General features: G+C 72.0%; 22 protein-coding genes. 7 read left to right on the forward strand and 15 right to left on the reverse strand.

Annotated elements, in window-relative coordinates:
• The first annotated feature begins 114 nt into the window (after positions 1–114).
• Complete coding sequence (locus IE275_RS42320) at positions 115–666, forward strand: hypothetical protein (protein ID WP_189718028.1); 552 nt, start codon at positions 115–117, stop codon at positions 664–666.
• A gap of 108 nt (positions 667–774) precedes the next feature.
• Here IE275_RS42320 and IE275_RS42325 read toward each other — a convergent pair whose 3' ends face one another.
• From IE275_RS42325 to IE275_RS42355, 7 genes are all read right to left on the reverse strand, one after another.
• Positions 775–954 carry a hypothetical protein gene (locus tag IE275_RS42325; RefSeq protein ID WP_189718029.1) on the reverse strand — a complete coding sequence of 60 codons (180 nt, stop codon included), beginning with the start codon at positions 952–954 and terminating at the stop codon, positions 775–777.
• Positions 955–1,085: 131 nt separating this feature from the next.
• On the reverse strand, positions 1,086–1,598 hold the full coding sequence (gene tsaE, locus IE275_RS42330) for a tRNA (adenosine(37)-N6)-threonylcarbamoyltransferase complex ATPase subunit type 1 TsaE (protein WP_189718030.1): 513 nt from the start codon (positions 1,596–1,598) through the stop codon (positions 1,086–1,088).
• A complete protein-coding gene (locus IE275_RS42335) occupies positions 1,564–2,820 on the reverse strand; it encodes an alpha/beta fold hydrolase (RefSeq protein WP_189718031.1) in 1,257 nt (418 codons plus the stop codon). The genes tsaE and IE275_RS42335 overlap by 35 nt, the downstream gene beginning before the upstream one ends.
• Before the next feature lie 63 nt (positions 2,821–2,883).
• The gene (gene alr / locus IE275_RS42340; RefSeq protein WP_189718032.1) at positions 2,884–4,047 is read right to left on the reverse strand and encodes an alanine racemase; all 1,164 of its coding nucleotides are present in this window, start codon (positions 4,045–4,047) and stop codon (positions 2,884–2,886) included.
• Positions 4,048–4,081: 34 nt separating this feature from the next.
• Positions 4,082–4,966, reverse strand: coding sequence for a L,D-transpeptidase family protein (locus tag IE275_RS42345; RefSeq protein WP_189718033.1), 885 nt, complete (start codon positions 4,964–4,966; stop codon positions 4,082–4,084).
• 72 nt (positions 4,967–5,038) lie between these two features.
• Positions 5,039–6,472 (reverse strand): NAD(P)H-hydrate dehydratase, encoded by a 1,434-nt coding sequence (locus IE275_RS42350; protein ID WP_189718034.1) that lies wholly within the window; start codon positions 6,470–6,472, stop codon positions 5,039–5,041.
• 27 nt (positions 6,473–6,499) lie between these two features.
• Positions 6,500–6,871, reverse strand: a complete 372-nt coding sequence (locus IE275_RS42355; RefSeq protein WP_189718035.1) for a holo-ACP synthase — start codon at positions 6,869–6,871, stop codon at positions 6,500–6,502.
• A gap of 131 nt (positions 6,872–7,002) precedes the next feature.
• Here IE275_RS42355 and IE275_RS42360 point away from each other — a divergent pair, with 131 nt between their 5' ends.
• Positions 7,003–7,953, forward strand: coding sequence for a hypothetical protein (locus IE275_RS42360; protein ID WP_229871223.1), 951 nt, complete (start codon positions 7,003–7,005; stop codon positions 7,951–7,953).
• Positions 7,950–9,695: a M16 family metallopeptidase gene (locus tag IE275_RS42365; RefSeq protein ID WP_189718037.1), complete on the forward strand. Its 1,746-nt coding sequence runs from the start codon at positions 7,950–7,952 to the stop codon at positions 9,693–9,695. The genes IE275_RS42360 and IE275_RS42365 overlap by 4 nt, the downstream gene beginning before the upstream one ends.
• A 38-nt stretch (positions 9,696–9,733) precedes the next feature.
• Here IE275_RS42365 and glmS read toward each other — a convergent pair whose 3' ends face one another.
• A complete protein-coding gene (glmS, locus tag IE275_RS42370; protein ID WP_189718038.1) occupies positions 9,734–11,581 on the reverse strand; it encodes a glutamine--fructose-6-phosphate transaminase (isomerizing) in 1,848 nt (615 codons plus the stop codon).
• A 513-nt stretch (positions 11,582–12,094) separates the two neighbouring features.
• Between glmS and IE275_RS42375 the strand changes: the two genes are divergently transcribed.
• The 3 genes from IE275_RS42375 to IE275_RS42385 all read left to right on the forward strand — a co-directional run bounded on the left by IE275_RS42375 (position 12,095) and on the right by IE275_RS42385 (position 14,528).
• The gene (locus tag IE275_RS42375) at positions 12,095–12,469 is read left to right on the forward strand and encodes a hypothetical protein (RefSeq protein ID WP_189718039.1); all 375 of its coding nucleotides are present in this window, start codon (positions 12,095–12,097) and stop codon (positions 12,467–12,469) included.
• Between the two features lie 135 nt (positions 12,470–12,604).
• Positions 12,605–13,573, forward strand: a complete 969-nt coding sequence (gene coaA / locus IE275_RS42380; RefSeq protein WP_373299388.1) for a type I pantothenate kinase — start codon at positions 12,605–12,607, stop codon at positions 13,571–13,573.
• A gap of 16 nt (positions 13,574–13,589) precedes the next feature.
• Positions 13,590–14,528, forward strand: coding sequence for a DUF389 domain-containing protein (locus IE275_RS42385; protein ID WP_189718041.1), 939 nt, complete (start codon positions 13,590–13,592; stop codon positions 14,526–14,528).
• Between the two features lie 346 nt (positions 14,529–14,874).
• Here IE275_RS42385 and glmM read toward each other — a convergent pair whose 3' ends face one another.
• The 4 genes from glmM to IE275_RS42405 form a co-directional block, all read right to left on the reverse strand.
• A complete protein-coding gene (glmM, locus tag IE275_RS42390; RefSeq protein ID WP_189718042.1) occupies positions 14,875–16,233 on the reverse strand; it encodes a phosphoglucosamine mutase in 1,359 nt (452 codons plus the stop codon).
• Between the two features lie 253 nt (positions 16,234–16,486).
• Positions 16,487–17,008, reverse strand: coding sequence for a 30S ribosomal protein S9 (gene rpsI, locus IE275_RS42395; RefSeq protein ID WP_189718043.1), 522 nt, complete (start codon positions 17,006–17,008; stop codon positions 16,487–16,489).
• Positions 17,009–17,053: 45 nt separating this feature from the next.
• Positions 17,054–17,497 carry a 50S ribosomal protein L13 gene (rplM, locus tag IE275_RS42400; protein ID WP_189718044.1) on the reverse strand — a complete coding sequence of 148 codons (444 nt, stop codon included), beginning with the start codon at positions 17,495–17,497 and terminating at the stop codon, positions 17,054–17,056.
• A 203-nt stretch (positions 17,498–17,700) separates the two neighbouring features.
• Positions 17,701–18,924, reverse strand: coding sequence for a glycosyltransferase family 87 protein (locus IE275_RS42405; protein WP_189718045.1), 1,224 nt, complete (start codon positions 18,922–18,924; stop codon positions 17,701–17,703).
• 73 nt (positions 18,925–18,997) lie between these two features.
• Here IE275_RS42405 and IE275_RS42410 point away from each other — a divergent pair, with 73 nt between their 5' ends.
• Complete coding sequence (locus IE275_RS42410) at positions 18,998–19,870, forward strand: hypothetical protein (RefSeq protein WP_189718046.1); 873 nt, start codon at positions 18,998–19,000, stop codon at positions 19,868–19,870.
• 22 nt (positions 19,871–19,892) lie between these two features.
• Here the strand turns inward: IE275_RS42410 and truA are convergent, their stop codons facing one another.
• The 3 genes from truA to IE275_RS42425 all read right to left on the reverse strand — a co-directional run.
• Positions 19,893–20,750 (reverse strand): tRNA pseudouridine(38-40) synthase TruA, encoded by an 858-nt coding sequence (truA, locus tag IE275_RS42415; RefSeq protein ID WP_189718047.1) that lies wholly within the window; start codon positions 20,748–20,750, stop codon positions 19,893–19,895.
• A gap of 72 nt (positions 20,751–20,822) precedes the next feature.
• Positions 20,823–21,323: a 50S ribosomal protein L17 gene (rplQ, locus tag IE275_RS42420; RefSeq protein WP_189718048.1), complete on the reverse strand. Its 501-nt coding sequence runs from the start codon at positions 21,321–21,323 to the stop codon at positions 20,823–20,825.
• A gap of 192 nt (positions 21,324–21,515) precedes the next feature.
• Positions 21,516–21,893, reverse strand: a 378-nt coding sequence (locus tag IE275_RS42425; protein ID WP_308435782.1) for a DNA-directed RNA polymerase subunit alpha C-terminal domain-containing protein, incomplete at its 5' end; no start/stop codon positions are given.

Below are 21,893 nucleotides of genomic sequence, written 5' to 3' on the forward strand. Positions count from 1 at the left end.
GATGTCCCGGTCGGGGCCGCGACGGCTGCTAACGTCACCGCGGAGCGGGACCGAAAAGCGCAGAAGCACCGCGGAAGCACGACATACGACGATTTCCACGATGGGGTGGTCACGGTGGCAGGCAGCAGTGCGACGGTCGTCGCCGGGCTCACCGCGGCGGCCGTCGCGACGGTCGGGTTCCTCGCCTACCAGGCGTCCGCGCACGTGCCCGCCGGCCTCGGCAGGCCGCAGGCCGCCGCCGCGTCCCCGACGGCGACCAAGGCGCCGCGCGACAAGAAGCACCCCGCGGCGCTGCCGGGCGGCTCCGGCACCGGCGAGCGGGTCGTGTACTCGGTGGACGACGACCGGGTCTGGCTGGTCCTCGCGGGAGACAAGGTCGAGCGCACCTTCACGGTGACCCCCGGCAACGTCGACCCCCTGCCGGGCGTGTACGCCGTCACGTCCCGGTCGAACGCGGTCATCGGCACGGACGGCACGCCGATCGAGCACGTCGTCCGCTTCGCCAGCGCCAAGGGCGTGACCGTCGGCTTCAGCGCGGCGGTGGACGACTCCACCCCGGAGCCCGCGCTCGGCCGGCGCACGGGCGGCGTGCGCGCGTCCCGCGAGGACGCCAAGGCGATCTGGTTGTTCGCGACGATCGGGGAGCGGATCGTCGTGATCCGCTAGGCCCCGTACGACCCCCCGTACGACCCCCCGTACAGCCCTGTCCGACCCCGTGGCCGCCCTGTCGGACCCGTGGCCGCCCTGTCCGGCCGGTGGTGCCGGAGGGTGCCGTCAAGCGGCCTTGGGACGGCCGACGGACCGCTCCACGTGGTCCGGCACCCGCGGCGGCGTCGAGACGGCCCGCGCGGCCGCGCACGAGGCCAGCAGATCTCTCATGGACACCCCGGCGAGCGCGAACGGCCGTGCCTGGTCCTGCGAGGCCTGGGGGGCCTGGGGCTCGGTGGCCGACATGAGCGCCTCCTCGGGGTGGGGCGGGACCTAGTTAGGTAGACCTAACCAAGGACTGGATACCATGTGACCACGCACAAGACGCCGAACGCAACATTTTGCCGACGTCCTGTCGGAAACGTTCCCGAATCCGGCTACGCCGCCAGCACGCTCAGGTCCGCCGCGGCCCACCGCTCCCCGAGCCCGGTGACCGTCACGTGCCGCACCTCGTCGGTGGTGTCCCCGACGGCCCGGTGGATCCGGACCTGAAGCCGCTCGTCGGTCAGCTCCTCGACCTTCCCCTCGCCCCACTCCACGACGATCACCGAGTCGGACAGCGACACGTCGAGGTCCAGGTCCTCCATCTCGTCGAGCCCGCCGCCCAGGCGGTACGCGTCGACGTGGACGAGCGGCGGACCGTCCCCCAGGGAGGGGTGGACACGGGCGATCACGAAGGTCGGCGAGGTGACGGCACCCCGGACCCCGAGCCCCTCGCCGAGCCCGCGGGTCAGCGTCGTCTTGCCCGCGCCGAGCTCGCCGCTGAGCATCACGAGGTCGCCGGCGCGCAACACCTTGGCCAGGCGGCGGCCCAACTCCCGCATCTGTTCGGGAGAGTTGACGATCAGCTCGGTCTCAGCCGGGTTGCGCGGTGCTGCTGGTGCTTCCATAGCCACCCACGGTAGCCCCTGCCGGCACGGCACCCGCGCGGGTGAGCAGGTCGGCGAGACGGTCGGTGACCACTTCCGGGTGTTCCAGCATCACCAGGTGCCCGGCGTCCGGGACCAGCACCAGCTCGGCGTCCGGCAGCAGGTCGGCGATGGCCTCGCTGTGCTCGCTGGGCGTGACGAGGTCGCCGATCCCGGCCAGCACCAGCACCGGCATCTCCGTGAAGAGGGCGAGCGCCTCGGTCTTGTCGTGGTCCGTGAACGCCGGATAGAACTCGGCGACGACGTCGATCGGCGTGCCCTCGATCATCCGCTCGGCGAACCGCGCGACCGCCGGGTCCACGTCCCGGGACGCGAACGAGTACCGCTTGATGATCCCGGCGAAGAGATCGGCGGTGACCCGCCGCCCCTTCTCCACCAGCGCGGCCTGCTGCCCGAGCGCCTTCAGCACGCCCGGCAGCACCCGCCGGACCGCGTTGACGCCCGCGACCGGCAGGCCGAAGTTGACCTCGCCGAGCCTCCCGGACGACGTACCGACGAAAGCGGTGGCGACGACCCGGTCCCGGATCAGCTCCGGGAACTGGGCGGCGAGCGCCATCACCGTCATCCCGCCCATGGAGTGCCCGACGAGCACGATCGGCCCCTCGGGCGCTGCCGCGTCGATCACGGCCTTCAGATCGCGCCCCAGCTGGTCGATGCTGACCGGCACACCGTCCTGGAGCTGGGCCGCCCCGCGCGCGGAGCGGCCATGACTGCGCTGGTCCCAGTGCACGGTCCGTACGACGCCGCGCAGCGCGGCACGCTGGAAGTGCCAGGAGTCCTGGGTGAGGCAGTAGCCGTGGCTGAAGACGACGGTGACGGGCAGCGGCGCCTTGCGGCCGAAGAGCCGCCGGCGCCGGGTGGCCGGGCCGCCCTGCGGCTCGACGTCGTCGACCTCGTAGTACAGCTCGGTGCCGTCGTCGGCGTACGCCTTGCCGGGGGTGCCGCGCAGGGCGCCGTAGGGCCCCGCCGAGTCGAGGGCGAGCCGGGCCTTGGCCCGCATGCCGCGCCCCACGGTCATCCGCTCCACGGCGACACCGGCCGCGGCGCCCGCGGCGATCACGCCTATCGCGGCACCGGCGATACCGGTCGCCCGGCGCCAGCCCCCGGCCGCCCCCGTGGCGGAGGCGGCGACGACGGCCGCCGAGGCGGCGCTCGCCACTGCCTCCGCACTGCTCTCGCTCACGTACCGCTCCTTAGGTCCGCCGGGTCCTGCTCGTGGAGTGCTGTGTGTGGGTTACCCGTCTCGTCACTCGTTCACGTAGACGCGCGGAACGCGTGCGCCGATGCGTGTGACGATTTCGTACCCGATGGTTCCGGCCGCCTGCGCCCAGTCCTCCGCCGTGGGCTCGCCGCGGTCGCCGGGGCCGAAGAGGACCGCCTCGTCGCCCGGCCGCGGCTCGTCGCCGCCCAGGTCGACCACGAACTGGTCCATGGCGATCCGCCCGGCGGCGGTCCGCCACTTGCCGCCGACCAGGACCGGCCCGGTCCCGGACGCGTGGCGCGGGACACCGTCGGCGTAGCCCAGCGGGACCAGGCCGAGGGTGGTGTCCCCGGGGGTGACGTAGTGATGGCCGTAGCTCACGCCGTGCCCGCCCGGGACGTGCTTCACCAGGGCCAGCGGGGTGGTCAGGGTCATCACCGGGCGCAGGCCGAGGTCGGCGCTGGTGCCGACCTCCGGGCTGGGCGAGAGGCCGTACATCGCGACACCGGGGCGGACCAGGTCGAAGTGGGCCTCCGGGAGGGTGAGCATGGCCGGGGAGTTGGCGATGTGCCGCACCTCGGGCCGTACGCCCTGCGCCTCGGCGTGGCCCACCATCTCGTGGAAGCGGGCGAGCTGGGCGGCGACGGACGGATGCCCGGGCTCGTCGGCGCAGGCGAAGTGCGACCACAGGCCGGTGATCCGGACGAGTCCGTCGCTCTCGGCCCGCAGCGCCCCGGCGACCAGCTCGGGCCAGTCGGCGGGCTGGCAGCCGCCCCGGCCGAGTCCGGTGTCGGCCTTGAGCTGCACGCGCGCGGGACGGCCGGCGGCGCGGGCGCCCTCGACGGCTTCCCGCAGCGCCCACGTCCCGCTGAGGGACACGTCGATCCCGGCCTCGACGGCCTCCCGCCAGGGCCCGCCCGGCGTCCACAGCCAGCACATGATCCTGATGTCCGCCGGCAGCCCGCCCCGGGCGCGCAGCGCGAGCGCCTCCTCGGGCGTGGCGGTGCCCACCCAGGTGGCGCCGGCCTCCACGGCCGCGCGGGCGCACGGGAACGCGCCGTGGCCGTATCCGTCGGCCTTGACCACGGCCATGAACGCCGCGCCCGGTGCCTTGGCGCGCAGGGTCCGCACGTTGGCCCGCAGCGCGGCCAGGTCGATCTCGGCGCGGGCGCGGGGCGGGGCGGCGGGCGGTCGTGGCGTCTCACTCATCGCGCCCAGTGTCTCAGAGCGGTCGGACAGCCCCTCAAGTGCCGGGCCGGTGCCCCCAGGCATAGACCCGGTCCCCCTTCTTCAGCACGTCCCACAGCTTGCGCGCGTCCCCGACCGTGAGGTTGACGCAGCCCATGGAGCCGATGGTGGTGTGGATGGTGTCGTAGACGGCGTGGAAGGCCTGTCCGCCGCTGAAGAACTGGGCGTAGGGCATGGGGGTGTTGTAGAGCGTCGAGGTGTGGTTCTTGTGCTTCCAGTAGACGGTGTGCCAGCCCTTCCGGGTCGGGTACGCGGCCCGCCCGGTCCGCACCGACACCGGTCCGAACACGACCTTCGTCCCTTTCTGCACCCAGGTGAGCTGCCGGTCGAGATCGACGCAGGCGACCCGTGCGGCGGCCTTCACGGGGCACTTCTTCGCGGCGTTGGGGTTCTCCCGCGCCGCGATCAGCTGCATCCGCGCCCAGGTGACGGGCCCGGCGAAGCCGATGGCCGGCTTGATCTTCTCCTTCTTCTGGAAGGCCTGGATCGCCCGGCAGTCGGCGGCGGACTGCTTCCCGTCCGCCGTGAGCCCCAGCCACCGCTCGACGGCCCGCTGGTACGGCCCGGTGCTCTTGCTGCACGCCACCCGCGCGGCCGCCTCGCCCAGCGGCACGTACTCGATCAGGTCGTACGTCCCCTCCGGCGCGTCCCTCGGCTCGACGGCGTCCTCCTGTGCCGTGGGCTCGTGGACGACCGGTGCGAGCAGCTGGTCGGGGGTGTCCCGCTGCCAGGGCCGCGCGGGGCCCGGCGCGATCCCGGGCACCAGCTCGCTCTCGGGGGCGGGCGGCGCCGGGGCGGCGGCGGCGGTCCCGGCGGGCAGCAGGGCCGCCCCGGCGAGCAGTACGGCGAGAGCAGGGGGCGCGATACGTCTGCTGATCATGCGATCAGACAATCGTGAGGGGGGAGGGCGACGGGGAGTGCCGCGCGGCGGGGTCACCCTTTCAGCCCCGCCTCACCCCCGCACGTCCCGCCACACCCCCGGCAGCGCCTCGGCCACGTCGTACGCCCCCACCGGCGCCCCCTGCGCCGCGAACCGCCCCGCCAGCCCGTGCAGATAGGCCGCCACGCTCCCCGCGTCCAAGGCGCTCAGCCCCGCCGCCAGCAGCGACCCCGCGAGCCCGGACAGCACGTCCCCGCTCCCGGCGGTCGCCAGCCACGGCGTCCCGGTGGGATTCACCCGAACGGGCCCCCCGTCCGGCCCGGCGACCAGCGTGGTCGAGCCCTTCAGGAGAACGGTCGCCCCGTACCGCGCGGCGAGTTCGCGCACCCAGGCCAGCCGGGCCGCCTCGACCTCCTCGCGCGCCACCCCGAGCAGCGCGGCGGCCTCTCCGGCGTGCGGCGTCATCAGGGTCGGCGCGGTCCGGGCCCGCACCGCGTCCGGGTCGGCCAGCCGCAGCCCGTCCGCGTCGAGCAGCACCGGTACGTCCGTCCCCAGCACCTGCGCGACGGCGGCGGAGTCGTCCCCCGCCCCGGGTCCCGCCACCCACGCCTGCACCCGCCCCGCCGCCGACGGCCCCCCGGCCGACACCAGGGTCTCCGGGAAACGGGCGAGCACGGCGGGACCGGCGGGACCGACGTACCGCACGGCACCCGCCCCGCCCCGCAGCGCGCCCGCGACGGCGAGCACGGCGGCCCCCGGATACCGCGCGGACCCGGCGGCGACGCCCACGACCCCGCGCCGGTACTTGTCGCTCGCCGCCCCCGGCACCGGCAGCAGCGCGGCCACGTCCGCGTGCTGCAACGCCTCCGCCTCGGCCCCGCCCGGCGGCAGTTCCAGCCCGATGTCCACGAACCGCACCGACCCGGCGTACTCCCGCGCCGGATCGATCAGCAGCCCCGGCTTGTGCGCGCCGAAGGTGACGGTGAGGTCGGCCCGTACGGCCGCCCCCCGCACCTCGCCGCTGTCCGCCTCCACCCCGCTGGGCAGATCGACGGCGACGACGGCCGCCGGCGCCCCGGCGACCAGTTCGGCCAGGGCGGCGGCGTCCTCACGGAGCCCGCCCCGCCCGCCGATCCCGACGATCCCGTCCAGCACGAGGTCGGCCCGCCGGATCGCCGGTCCGGCGTCCCCCGGCGCCACGGACCTGCCCCCCGCCCGCCGCAGGGCATCCAGTCCCCGGGCGTGGGTGCGCGCGGGCGCGAGCAGCACGGCCGTCACCCCCGCGCCCCGCCGGGCGAGCCGGGCGCCGGCGTACAGGGCGTCACCGCCGTTGTCCCCGCTGCCCACCAGCAGGACGATCCGCCGTCCGTACACCCGGCCCAGCAGATCCGCGCAGGCGGCGGCGAGCCCGGCGGCGGCGCGCTGCATCAACGCCCCGTCGGGAAGCCGTGCCATGAGCACCCGCTCGGCCGATCTGACCGTCTCTACGCTGTACGCGGTACGCATACGGCCGAGTCTGTCACTCCCCGGCCGTCATCCCTCGGCAATGACCACGGCCGAGGCCACGCCCGCGTCATGACTGAGCGACACATGCCAGGCCCGCACGCCCAGTTCGGCCGCCCGGGCCGCGACACTCCCGCGCACCCGCAGCCGTGGCTGACCGCTCGCCTCCACCCACACCTCCGCGTCGGTCCACAGCAGCCCCGCCGGTGCCCCCAGCGCCTTGGCCACCGCCTCCTTCGCCGCGAACCGCGCCGCCAGCGAGGCGACCCCGCGCCGCTCCCCGCTCGGCAGCAGCAACTCCCTCTCGACGAACAGCCGCTCGGCGAGCGCGGGCGTCCGCTCCAGCGACGCCGCGAACCGCTCGATCTCGGCCACGTCGATACCGACCCCGATGATGCTCATGCCGAGCACCCTACGGCCGGGTACACCGCACCCACCGCTGTCACAGCCGACTGCTAGCCTGCGGCGACTTGATCACGATCATCGGCGTGGTGCCAGGGGGCGGAGGAATGAGCAGTACCGGCGGAAGACCCATGGGCTCGACAGGGCCGACCTTCGACCCGTTCGACAACACACCCGAGCTGATCCCCCTGCGGACCGCCGCGCAGGCGGGCCAATGGCCCGCCGTACGCGCCTGGTTCACGGGGCTGGACTCGGCGGAGAAGATCTCCACCGGCTCGGCCGTACTCGCCGACATCGACGGCGTGGAAACGTTTCTGGAGCGGGCGGCGGCCGAACTCCCCGGCGACCCCCTGCCCCGCACCCTGCTCGCCGAGCGGTACATCCACATCGGCTGGGACATCCGCAGCGGCGCCCGCGCCAACCACGTCTCCCGGGACCAGTTCGACCAGTTCCACGCCTGGCTGCGCAGGGCCGAACAGTTACTGATCGACGTCTGCGCCGAGCAGCCCGCGTACGCGCCGGCCTGGACGGCCCGGCTGCTCACCGCGCGCGGCCTGGAGCTGGGCCAGGCCGAGGCCCGCCGCCGCTTCGACCGGCTCTCCGCCCACCACCCGCATCTCTACCGCGCGCAGAGCCAGCTGCTCCAGCAGGTGTGCCCGAAGTGGGGCGGCTCCTGGGACGCGGCACACGGCTTCGCCCGGGAGTGCGCGACCTCCGCGCCCGACGGCACCAACGCCGGCGCCATGGTCGCCCTCGCCCACATCGAGCACTGGCTGGACCTGGACGGCACCGAACGCACCGCCTACCTGCGGGGCGTGCCGGTCCGTGACGACCTGCGCTTCGCCGCCCAGGTCTCCGTGCTGCACCCGTCCTACCGGCCCGACTGGAACGCGATCGGCGCGCACAGCGCGTTCGCGTTCGCCTTCTCCCTCGGCGGCCATTCCGAGCTGGCGGCCCCGCACTTCGCCTTCCTCGGCGACCGGGCCTCCGAGTTCCCGTGGCAGTACCTGGGCGACCCGAAGACCGGGTTCCACACGTTCCGTACGTCCGCCCTGGAGACCCGAGGGAGCGCCCACCGGTGACCACCGACCTCCACGACCAGGACGGCCTGGCCGCCCTCGACGGCCTGCTCTCCCACACCACCGTCGACGGCATCCCCACGCTCTACGCCCCCGCGGCCGGCAAGGAGATCACCGCCGGCCTCTTCTTCCGCGTGGGCCGCGCCGACGAGACCCTGGCCACCGCCGGGATCACCCATCTCGTCGAACATCTCGCCCTGCACCGCCTCGGCCTGTCCGACCTGCACTACAACGGCGCGACGGCGAACGCGTACACCCTCTTCCACGTCACCGGCAACGAGGAGGAGGTCGTCTCCTATCTCAACAGCCTGTGCGCGGGCCTGCGGGACCTGCCGATGGAGCGCCTGGAGACCGAGAAGGAGATCCTGCGCACCGAGGCGGCCGGCCGGGGCGGCGGCCCCCAGCACCAGATGCCGCTGTGGCGGTACGGCGCCCGGGGCTACGGCCTGTCCAGCTACACCGAGCTGGGCACCTGGAGCCTCACCCCCGACCAGGTCAGGCACTGGGCCGAGACCCGCTTCACCCGGGACAACGCGGTCCTGTGGATCACCAGCGACCACGTCCCCGACGGCCTCGACCTCACCCTCCCGGCGGGCTCCCGCTTCCCGGCCCCCGCCCCGACCAGCGCCCTGCCGGTCACACCCGCCTACATCCACGGCGACGACGGCCATGTGGTCCTCACCTCCGTCGTCCGCCGCTCCACCTCCGCCTCCGTCTTCGCGGACGTCCTCGGCCGGGCCCTCTTCCAGGACCTGCGCCAGGAGGGCGGCTACTCGTACTCGGCGGAGGCCGACTACAGCCCGCGCGACGCCGAGTTCGCCACCCTCACCGCGTACGCCGACTCCCTCCCGCAGAAACAGGACGCGGTCGTCGGCGGCTTCGTCGACACCCTCGCCCGGCTGCGCGCGGGCCGCATCGAGCAGTCCGAACTGGACTCCGTGCGCACCAAGCTCCTCAAGATGTACGACACCCCCGACCTGGGTGCCGCCTCGCTCCCCTCCTACGCGCTGAGCCTGCTGCTCGGCCACCGTGTCCTGAGCCCCGACGGGCACCGGGCCGAGCTGGACGCGGTGACCCTGGCCGACCTGCGCGAGGTCGCCCGCGAGGTGTGGGGCGGCGCGCTGCTCCAGGTCCCCGGCCGGGGCGTCGACTGGGCGGGCCTCACCGTCGCCCCGCAGTACTCCCAGGAGGCCGTCACCGGCACCCGGCACGAATCCCTGGAGGACGACCGGGTCACCCTGGTCATCGGCACCGACGGCGTGAGCCTGCTGACCCCGAAGGGCCCGGTCACCGTCCGCTTCGACGCCGTCTCGGCGATGACCACCCGCCCCGACGGCGCCCGCGCCCTCACCGGGCACGACGGTTTCTCCGTCACCGTCGAACCGACCCTCTTCAAGAAGGTCACCCCGGAGCGGATCGCGGCGCTCGACGCCGCCGTCCCGGCGGCCGCGGTGGTCCCGATGCCGGCCCGCGACGCCGACCGGATCCCGCGGCCCCGCAAGCGCGAGAAGCCGCCCCGCGACCGGCGCGCGACGGCGCGCGCCTGGGGCTGGACGGCACTCCTCGTCCTGCTGGGCGCGCTGGCCGCCGTCTGGCCGGTGATCTGCGGGTACCTCATCGTCGACCGGATCGAGGAGGACCGCATACCCCCGCTGCACGGCATGTTCGGCATGGGTGTGCTGGAGTTCGCGCTGATCCGCTGGGCCCGCTCGGTGAACCGGCGCCGCCGGGACGCCCGCGTCTGACCGGGGAGAGGGCCGTCCCGCGCCGGGACGGCCCCGCCTCACTCCACGGTGACCGACTTCGCCAGGTTCCGGGGCTGGTCCACCTCGTTGCCCCGCGCGGTGGCCAGCTCGCACGCGAACACCTGCAACGGCACCGTCGCCACCAGCGGCTGCAACAGCGTCGGCGTCACCGGCACCCGCACCAGATGGTCGGCGTACGGCACCACCGCCTCGTCCCCCTCCTCCGCGATCACGATCGTCCGGGCCCCGCGGGCCCGGATCTCCTGGATGTTGGACACGATCTTGTCGTGCAGGACGGACCGTCCCCGGGGCGAGGGCACGACCACGACGACCGGCAGATCGTCCTCGATGAGCGCGATCGGCCCGTGCTTCAGCTCACCCGCGGCGAACCCCTCCGCGTGCATGTACGCCAGTTCCTTCAGCTTCAGCGCACCCTCCAGGGCGACCGGATACCCCACGTGCCGCCCGAGGAACAGCACGGTGTCCTTGCCGGCCAGCGAACGGGCCAGCTCCCGTACCGGCTCCATGGTCTCCAGCACCCGCTCGACCGACCCGGAGATCCGCGCGAGGTCCCGGATGACCGCCGAGATCTCGTCCCCCCACTTGGTGCCCCGCACCTGCCCCAGATACAGGGCCACCAGATAGCAGGCCACCAGCTGCGTCAGGAACGCCTTGGTGGACGCGACCGCCACCTCGGGCCCGGCGTGCGTGTACAGCACGGCGTCCGACTCTCGCGGAATGGTCGACCCGTTGGTGTTGCAGATGGCGAGCACCTTGGAGCCCTGCTCCCGGGCGTGCCGCAGCGCCATCAGCGTGTCCATGGTCTCGCCGGACTGGGAGATGGCGATGACCAGCGACCGCGAGTCCAGGATCGGGTCCCGGTAGCGGAACTCGCTGGCCAGCTCCACCTCGCACGGGATGCGCGTCCAGTGCTCGATGGCGTACTTGGCGATGAGCCCCGCGTGGAAGGCCGTACCGCAGGCGACGATGACGACCTTGTCGACCTCCCGCAGTTCGGAGGCGCTGATCCGCACCTCGTCCAGCGTCAGCGAGCCGGCGGCGTCGATGCGCCCGAGCAGGGTGTCGGCGACCGCCTTGGGCTGCTCGGCGATCTCCTTGAGCATGAAGTAGTCGTAGCCGCCCTTCTCGGCGGCCGACGCGTCCCAGTCGACGTGGTACGAGCGGACGTCCGCCGGGCTTCCGTCGAACCCGGTGACCGTCACCCCGTCCCGCCGCAGCTCGACGACCTGGTCCTGGCCCAGCTCGATCGCCGAGCGGGTGTGCGCGATGAACGCGGCGACGTCCGAGGCGAGGAAGGCCTCGCCCTCCCCGACGCCCACCACGAGCGGCGAGTTGCGGCGTGCCCCGACGACCACGTCCGGCTCGTCGGCGTGCACCGCGACCAGCGTGAACGCCCCGTCCAGCCGCCGGCACACCAGCCGCATGGCCTCGGCGAGGTCGGCCGTCACCGAGAACTCCTCGGCGAGCAGATGGGCGACCACCTCGGTGTCGGTCTCGGAGAACAGTTCGTGCCCCCGCTCGGCCAGTTCGGCCCGCAGCACGGCGAAGTTCTCGATGATCCCGTTGTGGACGACGGCGACCCGGCCCGCGTTGTCGAGGTGCGGATGCGCGTTGGCGTCCGTCGGCCCGCCGTGCGTGGCCCACCGGGTGTGCCCGATGCCCGTCGTGCCGGTCGGCAGCGGCCGTTCCGTCAGCTCCTTCTCCAGATTGACGAGTTTGCCCGCCTTCTTCGCGGCGGCGAGCCCCCCGTCCGCCGGTACGGCGACACCCGCCGAGTCGTACCCCCGGTACTCCAGCCGCTTCAGCCCGGCCATGACGACCTCGAGCGCCGACTGAGACCCCACGTATCCCACAATTCCGCACATGCGCGGCAGCCTACGGCCGAGCAAGGTCCCGAAAGAGCCTCCGCGTGCCCGAATTCGGAAATTCCCACGGGGGTACGAACGCCCGGGACGCACCGCGAGGTCACTCCTAAATCAGTTGTCCCCAGGAACACACGTTCGTAGACTGGCGCCGCGCCGGGCCGGTGCTGACCACATCCGCCCTCGCACACACCGGTCAGCGGCCGGGGGAACGATGTCGCTACGGGGAGGACCTTTCATGTCGCAGTACCTGCGATCCGCGTGTCTCACGCGCACCCACGCCCGACGTCCCGAACGCCGGGCGTTCTCCTAGCGCCATTCCGCGCCGCCCGACCGTCACGCCGAGGCGAACGACACCACGACCCGCACCACCCCTCGTCACCTTGACGGGGACGGGTGCGCCCGGGGATCGACCACCGTCCCGGTGATCACTTCACTGCAATTCCTCCAGTAAGACGCACTTCCGTCCGTCACACATGGGGCTTTTTGTCATGCCCTGAACGAGAGGAAGACTCCATGCTCAAGTCCAAGCTCAGCCGCCTGGCACTCGTCGGCGCGGGAGCCGCCGCGCTGATGGTCACCATGGCGCCCTCGGCCCAGGCCGTCACCGACAAGACCATCAAGCTGCCCCACGACCGCGGCTACATGAAGTTCATCGACGACGGCGACGTCTTCAAGGTCTGCGACACGAAGGCCGACGGCTACGGCGTCACGGGGACCCTGTTCGTGCGCAACGCCAGCGGGCTGGTGTCGGTGGCGGCGACCATCGACGACGGCGGCGACGAGGGCTGCGACAAGCAGGGCTACAACATCGGCCAGCTGGCCAGCTACCAGATGCGGGTCTGCTGGGACGGCGGCGGCTGTGTCTCCTCCGAGTGGTTCAACGAGTAGGACCGCACCCCGCGGGTGAGGTGAGCCGCCGCCCGCGTCCCGTCACGGGGCGCGGGCGGCGGTACGTGACGGACCCCACCCGCCATCCCGTTCAAACTCCGTTAACAATGGACTGTGATCTCTCCGGTCTCCTCGATGCCCCGGAGCGCCCACCGGCACAGGCCGGAGGCGACTCCCTACGTCGACCTCACCCGCCCCGAGTGGAGCGCGCTGCGTGAGAAGACGCCGCTGCCCCTGACCGCCGAGGAGGTCGAGCGGCTGCGCGGCCTGGGCGACGTCATCGACCTCGACGAGGTCCGCGACATCTACCTGCCGCTGTCCCGCCTCCTCAACCTCTACATCGGTGCCACGGACGGCCTGCGGGGCGCGCTCAACACGTTCCTCGGCGAACAGGGCTCCCAGTCCGGCACCCCCTTCGTCATAGGGGTCGCCGGCTCCGTGGCCGTGGGCAAGTCCACCGTCGCCCGGCTGCTCCAGGCCCTGCTCTCCCGCTGGCCGGAACACCCCCGCGTCGAGCTGGTCACCACCGACGGCTTCCTGCTGCCCACCCGGGAGCTGGAGAACCGCGGCCTGATGTCGCGGAAGGGTTTCCCCGAGTCCTACGACCGCCGGGCCCTGACCCGCTTCGTCGCCGACATCAAGGCGGGCAAGGACGAGGTCACCGCACCCGTCTACTCCCACCTGATCTACGACATCGTCCCCGGCGAGAAGCTCACCGTGCGCCGCCCCGACATCCTGATCGTCGAGGGCCTGAACGTCCTCCAGCCCGCCCTCCCCGGCAACGACGGCCGCACCCGCGTCGGCCTCGCCGACTACTTCGACTTCAGCGTGTACGTCGACGCGCGCCTCGAGGACATCGAGCGCTGGTACCTCAACCGCTTCCGCAAGCTGCGCGACACCGCCTTCCAGGACCCCAACTCGTACTTCCGGAAGTACACCCAGGTCTCCGAGGACGAGGCCCTCGACTACGCCCGCACGATGTGGCGCACCATCAACAAGCCCAACCTGGTGGAGAACATCGCCCCCACCCGTGGCCGGGCCACCCTGGTCGTCCGCAAGGGACCCGACCACAAGGTGCAGCGCCTGAGCCTGCGAAAACTGTGACGGCTACCCTGCCCCCATGCTGCATCTGCGCCTGATCACACCGTCGGAGAAGACCGACGACGTGATCCGCCTGATCGAGAAGACCGTCGGCACCACCCACCTGGTGGTGCTGCCCGGCACGGCCCGCAACCCCGTCGGCGATGTCGTCCTGTGCGACGTGGCCCGCGAGGCGGGGGACGAACTCCTCACCGGGCTCCAGGAACTGGGGCTGGACCGGACCGGTTCGATCGCGGTCGAGAACATCGACCTCTCCCTGTCCCGGAGGGCCGACAAGGCCGAGGCGGAGGCCCCCGGCGAGGGCGCCGACGCGGTCCTGTGGGAACACCTCACGGACGCCACCCACGAGGAGTCGACGCTCTCCGTCACCTACCTCATGTTCATCACGCTGGCCACGATGATCGCGGCCTGCGGTGTGGTCCTCGACAACGCCGTCCTGATCGTGGGCGCCATGGCGGTGGGCCCGGAGTTCGGCCCTCTGGCCGGCATCTGCACGGCGATCGTGCAGCGCGCCCCACGGCTGGCGGTCCGCTCACTGATCGCCCTGCTGGTGGGCTTCGCGGTGGCGATGGCCGTGACCGCGGGCTTCAGTCTCTTCATGGACGCCGTGGGCCTGTTCACCAAGGAACAGCTGGAGGCGGACCGTCCGAACACGGGCTTCATCTACGCCCCGGACTGGTTCTCCTTCGTGGTGGCCGTCCTGGCCGGAGCCGCCGGCACGCTCTCGCTCACGTCCGCGAAGTCGGGCGCCCTGGTCGGCGTCGCCATCTCGGTGACGACCGTCCCGGCCGCCGCCAACGCGGCCGTGGCCCTCAGCTACGGCGACATGAAGCAGACCTGGGGTTCCACGGAACAGCTCCTGCTGAACCTGCTCGGCATCGTCCTGGCCGGCACCCTGACCCTGCTGACCCAGAAGTGGCTCTGGGCGAAACAACGGGGACGCGTCAGCGCCGGCTAGGGCCTTTCTTTCGGATCAGGCCCGGCCTCAGTCCGCGGGACTTGCCGGCGCGGCCGAGCGGGGTCGTGGGGGCCCCTCCCGCTCGAGCGAAGCCGAGAGTGGGGGAGCGTGCAGCTGCAAGGCGGAGGAGGGCGGCAACGCGGTGGGGGCACCCCCGGCCGGAGGCTGGGGGACGTTGACAACCGACGACAACGCCGCAGATGGGCGTGCCAGACCCCGCGACCCCGGCAAGATCCGAAAGAGAGGCCCTAGGGGAGATCGCCTTCAGGGGCGCGGGGAACTGCGCGACCAGCCACGACGACGCCGCGGCCCGCATCCCACAGATCCCCCCGCCCCGCACCGGGGCCTAACCCAGCGCGGACTTCACCACATCGGCCAGCCGCCCGGCGACGGACCGGGCCTGATCGATGTCGGCCGCCTCGACCATCACCCGCACCAGCGGCTCGGTCCCCGAGGGCCGCAGCAGCACCCGGCCGGTGGAGCCCAGCTCCCGCTCCGCCTCGGACACGGCGGTGGCGAGCTCGGCGGAGGACGACACCCGGGTCCGGTCCACGTCCGGCACATTGACCAGCACCTGCGGCAGGCGCTCCATCACGGAGGCCAGCTCCCGCAGCGACCGCCCGGTCTGCGCGACCCGCGCCGCCAGCATGAGCCCGGTCAGCGTGCCGTCCCCGGTGGTCGCGTGATCGAGGATGATCACATGCCCGGACTGCTCGCCGCCCAGCGCGTACCCGTGCTCCTTCATCTCCTCCAGCACATAGCGGTCGCCGACCGCCGCCTGGACGAGGTGGATCCCCTCACGCTCCATGGCGAGCTTGAACCCGAGGTTGGACATCACGGTCGCGACAACGGTGTCGGACCGCAGCACCCCCCGCTCCCGCATGGCGAGGGCCAGCACGGCGAGGATCTGGTCCCCGTCGATCTCCTCGCCGCCCTGGTCCACGGCGAGGCAGCGGTCCGCGTCCCCGTCGTGCGCGATGCCGAAGTCGGCCCCGTGCTCGACCACGGCCGCCTTCAGCTTGTCCAGGTGCGTCGACCCGCATCCGTCGTTGATGTTGAGCCCGTCGGGCTCGGCGCCGATCGTCACGACCTCGGCTCCGGCCCGCGCGAACGCCTCGGGCGAGACCCACGCCGCCGCGCCGTGCGCCTCGTCCAGGACGATCTTCAGTCCGTCGAGGCGGTTCGGGAGCACGGCGACGAGGTGCGCGACGTACCGGTCGAACCCCTCGTCGTACGCCCGCACGCGCCCGACCCCGGACCCGGTCGGCCGCTCCCACGGCTCACCGCGCCGGTGCTCCTCGTACACGGTCTCGATCTTGTTCTCGAGTTCGTCGGGGAGCTTGTGGCCGCCGCGGGCGAAGAACTTGACCCCGTTGTCGGGCATGGCGTTGTGGCTGGCGGAGAGCATCACGCCGAGGTCGGCGCCGAGCACTCCGGTGAGGTAGGCGACGGCGGGCGTCGGCAGCACGCCGACCTTCAGCACGTCCACGCCGGCGCTGGCCAGGCCGGCCACGACGGCGGCCTCCAGGAACTCCCCGGACGCGCGCGGGTCCCGTCCCACGACAGCCACCGGCCGGTGGCCCTCGAAGGTGCCCGCCTCGGCCAGCACGTGCGCCGCGGCGACGGACAGACCGAGCGCCATCTCGGCCGTCAGATCCGCGTTGGCGACACCGCGCACGCCGTCCGTGCCGAAGAGTCGTCCCACTTGTCCTCCTGAAGAAGCATCAGTTTCAAAGGCTGTGCGGCCGCGTTCCCTGTCGGAGCGGCTCCCGCATCTCAGGCATTTGATGCCCTGAACATCCGATCACACAAGCCTTTGAGCACCTTGTGCCGTTATACGCCCACGGCTGCGATAAAACGAACGCCCCGACGGCACAATGGCGTGCCGCCGGGGCGTTCGGAGTACGAGGGAGCGAGCCCGAGAGCTCGCTCCGAGACGTACGAGCAGGCAGCGAAGCTTAACGCTTGCTGTACTGCGGGGCCTTACGGGCCTTCTTGAGACCGGCCTTCTTGCGCTCGACCGCACGGTCGTCGCGCTTGAGGAAGCCGGCCTTCTTCAGGGCGCCACGGTTGTTGTCGACGTCCGCCTCGTTCAGCGCACGGGCGACACCGAGACGGAGCGCACCGGCCTGACCGGAGACGCCGCCGCCGGAGATGCGGGCGATGACGTCGTAGCGGCCCTCGAGCTCGAGCACCTTGAAGGGCTCGTTGACTTCCTGCTGGTGCACCTTGTTCGGGAAGTAGTCCTCGAGGGTGCGACCGTTGATCTTCCACTTGCCGGAGCCCGGAACGATCCGGACGCGGGCGATGGCGTTCTTGCGACGGCCCAGGCCGGCAGCCGGCTGCGGGTCGCCGAAGCGGGAAGCCAGCGACTCCGAGGTGTACTCGCCCTCGACGGGGACCTCGGACTCGGTGGTGTAGCTGTCGATGTCGACGAGCTCGGTCTCTTCGAGCGGCTGCTCGGCAGTGGTCTCAGCCACGGTGATTCCTCAGATTCTCTTTGGTCTGGTTTGGTCTGGCCGGAGTTACTGCGCGACCTGGGTGATCTCGAACGGCTGCGGCTGCTGCGCGCCGTGCGGGTGCTGGTCACCCTTGTAGACCTTCAGCTTCGAGAGCATCTGACGGCCCAGCGTGTTCTTCGGGAGCATGCCCTTGACGGCCTTCTCGATGGCCTTCTCGGGGTTCTTGTCCAGCAGCTCGTCGTAGCGGACGGAGCGCAGACCACCCGGGTAGCCGGAGTGGCGGTACGCCATCTTCTGGGTCCGCTTGTTGCCGGACAGGTGCACCTTGTCGGCGTTGATGATGATGACGAAGTCACCGGTGTCAACGTGAGGGGCGTAGATCGGCTTGTGCTTGCCGCGCAGGATGGAGGCGGCAGTGCTGGCGAGACGGCCCAGGACGATGTCCTGAGCGTCGATGACGTGCCACTGGCGCGTCACATCGCCGGGCTTGGGGCTGTACGTACGCACGGTTCGTAGCCTTCGCTTCTTCAGTGAATGGTCCTGACAGGCTCACCGAAGACGATCACGACAGCCCTGACCGCACTGCGGTGACGCATACCGCGTGCTGGTCGCTGGTCATCGGCCCGGTGGACCGGTGTAAGGGCCCGTCCCGTGAGAATGAGCAAGCCAATACACAACGCACAAGAGCTTACCGGCGTGACCCGGAAGGGTCAAAACGGCGCCGTCTCGCGACTGCGTCGCCGCAGCTCACCACGGGGTCCGACGAAGATCCCCGGCCCCCGCCCGGGGGTGCCCGGCGCCCCGCTTCCCCTATTGTGCGCGGCCACCGTCACCGCCAGCACGCACAGGGTGAACGCGTCCCTGAAGGCCCGCCGCCGCACCGATTCCAGATACGGCCAGGTCAGGCCCGGGACCTGCGGCACCAGCGCCACCCAGAACCACGGCCGCCGCGCCACCGAGTCCGCGCACGGCAGCCCCGCGAGCAGCACCGGCATCACGACCAGCAGATAGTGGTCGTACGACGGCCTGGACACCAGGAACGCCGACAGCATCAGCCCCGCGGCCGTCTCCGTGAGCCGCGACACCCCTGGGCCGGCCCGCCGCCAGCGCAGATACGCACACCCCACCCCCGCGGCGGACGCCACCAGCGCCAGCCCCTGGGCGAGCGGCTCGGGCACCCCCAGCCGGGGCAGCACCGCGACCGGCGAGGCCTCGTACAGCCGTACGAAGGCGTCGTGGCCGTTCAGCAGGAACGGCAGGGTGCGGGTGAAGAAGCCGGCCGGGTCGGGCAGCAGCAGCGCGCAGAACCCCGAGCCGACCGCCGGCACCAGCACCAGCACGGCCAGGGCCCGCCACCGCCGGGCGAAGACGAACAGCAGCGCCAGCGGGGCCAGCAGCGGCTTCAGCGCCAGCGCCAGGCCGAGCACCGCGCCCGCCGCCACCCACCGGCCCCGGCCCGCCAGCAGCAGCCCGACCGGCAGGGCGAGCACCGCCGTGACCGTCCAGTTCCCCAGCAGCACGAGATGGCCGAAGGGCGCGAAGCCCACCGCGAGACCCGCGAGCCCCAGCACCGCGAACCGGCTGCGCAGCGCGACCCCGTGCAGCCGCAGCGCGCACGCCCAGCCGCCCGCCAGGCAGACCGTCACCACCGTCGGCACCAGCACGCGCAGCGCGAGGGGCGGCAGCAGGGTCTGCGGGGCGGCCGCCAGGACCGCGCTCGGCAGGTACAGGAAGTGCGGGTCGTCGTACGGGGAGCCGCCGGCCAGCCAGAGCCGCGCCGCCCCCACCACGATCGCGTTGTCCATCCCGCCGTCCGAGGTGGCCCGCGCCACATGTCCCGCCATCGCGCCCAGCACCGCCACCAGCCCCAGCCACAACGGCCAGGGAGAACGCCGTACCAACCACCCGGAGATGTCGCCTTTGCCCAGACTCATCCACCGAACGCTAGGGGCTCGGGCGCCCGTTGGGGCGGAACAGCACACCTCGCGCCCGTCTAAGATGCGGCCCATGAGCTATGGGCAGGGGGGACCTCCGTCCCAGTGGGATCCGTGGAAACCGAACTCCCAGCAGCCGTGGACCGACGGCGACGACGGCGTGTCCCCGGACTGGGCGGCGCTGGCCGACGCGTCCGAACAGCGCAGTAAACGTCGTCGACTGTTCTTCATAGGCGGCGGCGTGCTCGCCACGCTCGGGATCGGCACGGCCGTCGCCATGGCCGTGGTCTCCGCGGGCAGCGACGACGAGGCCAACCGGCCGACGTCCTCGCTGCCCGCCGCCGAGCTGCCGAGCGCGTCCGGCACGCCGTCCTTCGCGCCGACCACGGCTCCGCCGCCGCTGGACCCGAAGGACTTCGTCTCCAGCAAGGCCAAGGACAAGGCCCCGATCAGCCCGGACCTCCTCTTCCCCGGCACGCAGCTCACCATGGGCTCCAACGTGTACAAGAAGGGTCCGACGGCCGACTCCACCACCTGCTCCACGGGCGCCGCGGGCACCCTGGCCAAGGTGCTCACCGCCAACGACTGCACGCGTGTGCTGCGCGTCACGTACACCAAGGACAACATCGCGGTGACGGTCGGCGTGGCGGTGTTCGACACCGAGGCGCAGGCGCTGAAGGTGAAGAGCCAGTCCGACAGCAAGAGCATCGTGAAGGCCCTCACGGGCAAGGGCGTCAAGGCGTTCTGCAACGGCGCGATCTGCCGCTCGACGACCAATTCCTACGGCCGCTACGCCTACTTCACGATCACCGGCTTCACCGCCGACAAGGACGTGACGACGAAGGACACGGCGGTCTTCACCACCGGCGACGACCTCGCCGAGTCCGCGTTCCAGCAGATCCGCCGCCGCGGCGAGGCCCAGGCCTCCGCCGCGGCGAACGGCTGATCCGCAGCTCCCGGGGGCCGGCTCAGCAGCAGCCGGCCCCGGGCAGCGTCCGCTTGTTCCGCGCCTCCTTGCTGCGCGCGGCGAGCAGTTCGTCGGCCGGATAGCCGACCTCCTCCAGCGTCAGCCCGTGCGGCCGTACGACATGGACGGCCGAGTCCCGCACCCCCGCGGCCAGCACCTTCCCCGGCCACTCGGTGCCCCGGTGCCCGTCCCCCACGAACAGCAGCGCCCCGATGAGGGAGCGCACCATGTTGTGGCAGAAGGCGTCGGCGCGGACGGTCGCGGTGATGATCCCGTCGTCGCCCTTGACCAGGCTCAGCTCCTGGAGCGTACGAATGGTCGTCGCGCCCTCCCGCCGCTTGCAGTACGCGGCGAAGTCGTGCTCCCCGAGCAGCCGTCCGGCCGCCTCGTTCATGACGTCCACGTCGAGCGGCCAGTCGTGCCAGAGGACGTGGTTGCGCAGCAGCGGGTCCACACCCCCCGGGTTGTCCGTCACGCGGTAGGCGTACCGCCGCCAGACGGCCGAGAACCGCGCGTTGAAGCCGCTCGGCGCCTCCCTCAGGGCCCACACCCGCACATCGCGCGGCAGCCGCCCGGCAAGGCGCTTCAGCAGCTTCTCGTGATGTTCACGCCAGACCTGCTCCGGCAGATCGACATGGGCGACCTGCCCCCGCGCGTGCACACCGGCGTCCGTGCGACCGGCCACGGTCAGCTCGTACGTCGTGCCGTGCGACCGGGTGACGGTCCGCAGCGCGTCCTCGATCTCCCCCTGCACGGTCCGCCGTCCCCCGGCCTGCTTGGCCCATCCGGAGAACTCGGTCCCGTCGTAGGAAAGGTCCAGCCGCACCCGTACGAACCCGGGCTCCACTTCGTCACTCACCCCTGGATCCTTTCAGCGAACGCGGAACGGGCCCGCCCCCAAGGGCGGACCCGTTCAGTGCGAGGCAGAGCCTCAGGCGTCCTTGGCCTCGTCGGCCGGAGCGGCGTCCTCGACGACCTCGTCGGTCGCGGTCTCCTCGACCTTGACCTCCTCGGCCTCCTTGACCGCGCGCTTCGTCGCGGCCTCGGCCTCACCGGTCGCCTGCTGCGCCACCGTCAGCGCCTCGACCAGCTCGATGACAGCCATGGGCGCGTTGTCGCCACGGCGGTTACCGATCTTGGTGATGCGGGTGTAGCCACCCGGACGGTTCTCGTAGCGCGGGCCGATCTCGGTGAAGAGCGTGTGGACGACGCTCTTGTCCGTGATCACCTGGAGCACCTGACGGCGGTTGTGAAGGTCGCCCTTCTTCGCCTTGGTGACCAGACGCTCGGCGTACGGACGCAGCTTGCGCGCCTTCGCCTCGGTGGTGGTGATACGGCCGTGCTCGAAGAGGCTCTTCGCGAGGTTCGCGAGGAGGAGCTTCTCGTGCGCGGCGCTGCCGCCCAGACGGGCACCCTTGGTGGGCTTCGGCATGGTGTTCTCCTAGGTGTCTGCCCCGGCCGTATGAGGTACCGGAGTCAGTATCCGAGCAAGCGGTCGCCTGTCGGAGATCCGGGCACCTCTTTCGAGATGCCCGGAGGATCCGCGCCCCCGAAGGGGCGCGGGGAACTGCGCGACCAGCCGAAGCGGACCCGCAGTCACGAAACCGGCCTCCTCGCGGAGCGCTCAGTACTGCTCGGTCTCCACGAAGCCCGCGTCCGCGTCGTCGTCCGCGCCGAACGCGTCCGCGGCGGCCGTGGGGTCGAATCCGGGCGGGCTGTCCTTCAGGGCCAGGCCCATGCCGGCCAGCTTCGCCTTGACCTCGTCGATCGACTTCGCGCCGAAGTTGCGGATGTCGAGCAGGTCCGCCTCGGAACGCGCGACGAGCTCACCCACGGAGTGGATGCCCTCACGCTTGAGGCAGTTGTACGACCGAACGGTGAGCTCCAGCTCCTCGATCGGCAGCGCCAGATCGGCGGCGAGCGCGGCGTCCGTCGGGGACGGACCCATGTCGATGCCCTCGGCGTCGATGTTCAGCTCGCGGGCGAGACCGAACAGCTCGAC

The organism is Streptomyces phaeofaciens (assembly GCF_014648915.1).
GTDB classification, from domain to species: Bacteria; Actinomycetota; Actinomycetes; order Streptomycetales; family Streptomycetaceae; genus Streptomyces; species Streptomyces phaeofaciens.

Excerpts from the sequence above, each read along its gene's own strand:
- coaA (WP_373299388.1), top strand. The coding sequence starts at position 12,605 with ATGCCCCGGAGCGCCCACCGGCACAGGCCGGAGGCGACTCCCTACGTC.
- IE275_RS42345 (WP_189718033.1), bottom strand. The coding sequence starts at position 4,966 with ATGATCAGCAGACGTATCGCGCCCCCTGCTCTCGCCGTACTGCTCGCC.
- IE275_RS42355 (WP_189718035.1), bottom strand. The coding sequence starts at position 6,871 with ATGAGCATCATCGGGGTCGGTATCGACGTGGCCGAGATCGAGCGGTTC.
- IE275_RS42385 (WP_189718041.1), top strand. The coding sequence starts at position 13,590 with ATGCTGCATCTGCGCCTGATCACACCGTCGGAGAAGACCGACGACGTG.
- alr (WP_189718032.1), bottom strand. The coding sequence starts at position 4,047 with ATGAGTGAGACGCCACGACCGCCCGCCGCCCCGCCCCGCGCCCGCGCC.
- tsaE (WP_189718030.1), bottom strand. The coding sequence starts at position 1,598 with ATGGAAGCACCAGCAGCACCGCGCAACCCGGCTGAGACCGAGCTGATC.
- IE275_RS42405 (WP_189718045.1), bottom strand. The coding sequence starts at position 18,924 with ATGAGTCTGGGCAAAGGCGACATCTCCGGGTGGTTGGTACGGCGTTCT.
- IE275_RS42410 (WP_189718046.1), top strand. The coding sequence starts at position 18,998 with ATGAGCTATGGGCAGGGGGGACCTCCGTCCCAGTGGGATCCGTGGAAA.
- IE275_RS42325 (WP_189718029.1), bottom strand. The coding sequence starts at position 954 with ATGTCGGCCACCGAGCCCCAGGCCCCCCAGGCCTCGCAGGACCAGGCA.
- IE275_RS42350 (WP_189718034.1), bottom strand. The coding sequence starts at position 6,472 with ATGCGTACCGCGTACAGCGTAGAGACGGTCAGATCGGCCGAGCGGGTG.
- glmS (WP_189718038.1), bottom strand. The coding sequence starts at position 11,581 with ATGTGCGGAATTGTGGGATACGTGGGGTCTCAGTCGGCGCTCGAGGTC.
- IE275_RS42360 (WP_229871223.1), top strand. The coding sequence starts at position 7,003 with ATGGGCTCGACAGGGCCGACCTTCGACCCGTTCGACAACACACCCGAG.
- IE275_RS42375 (WP_189718039.1), top strand. The coding sequence starts at position 12,095 with ATGCTCAAGTCCAAGCTCAGCCGCCTGGCACTCGTCGGCGCGGGAGCC.
- rplQ (WP_189718048.1), bottom strand. The coding sequence starts at position 21,323 with ATGCCGAAGCCCACCAAGGGTGCCCGTCTGGGCGGCAGCGCCGCGCAC.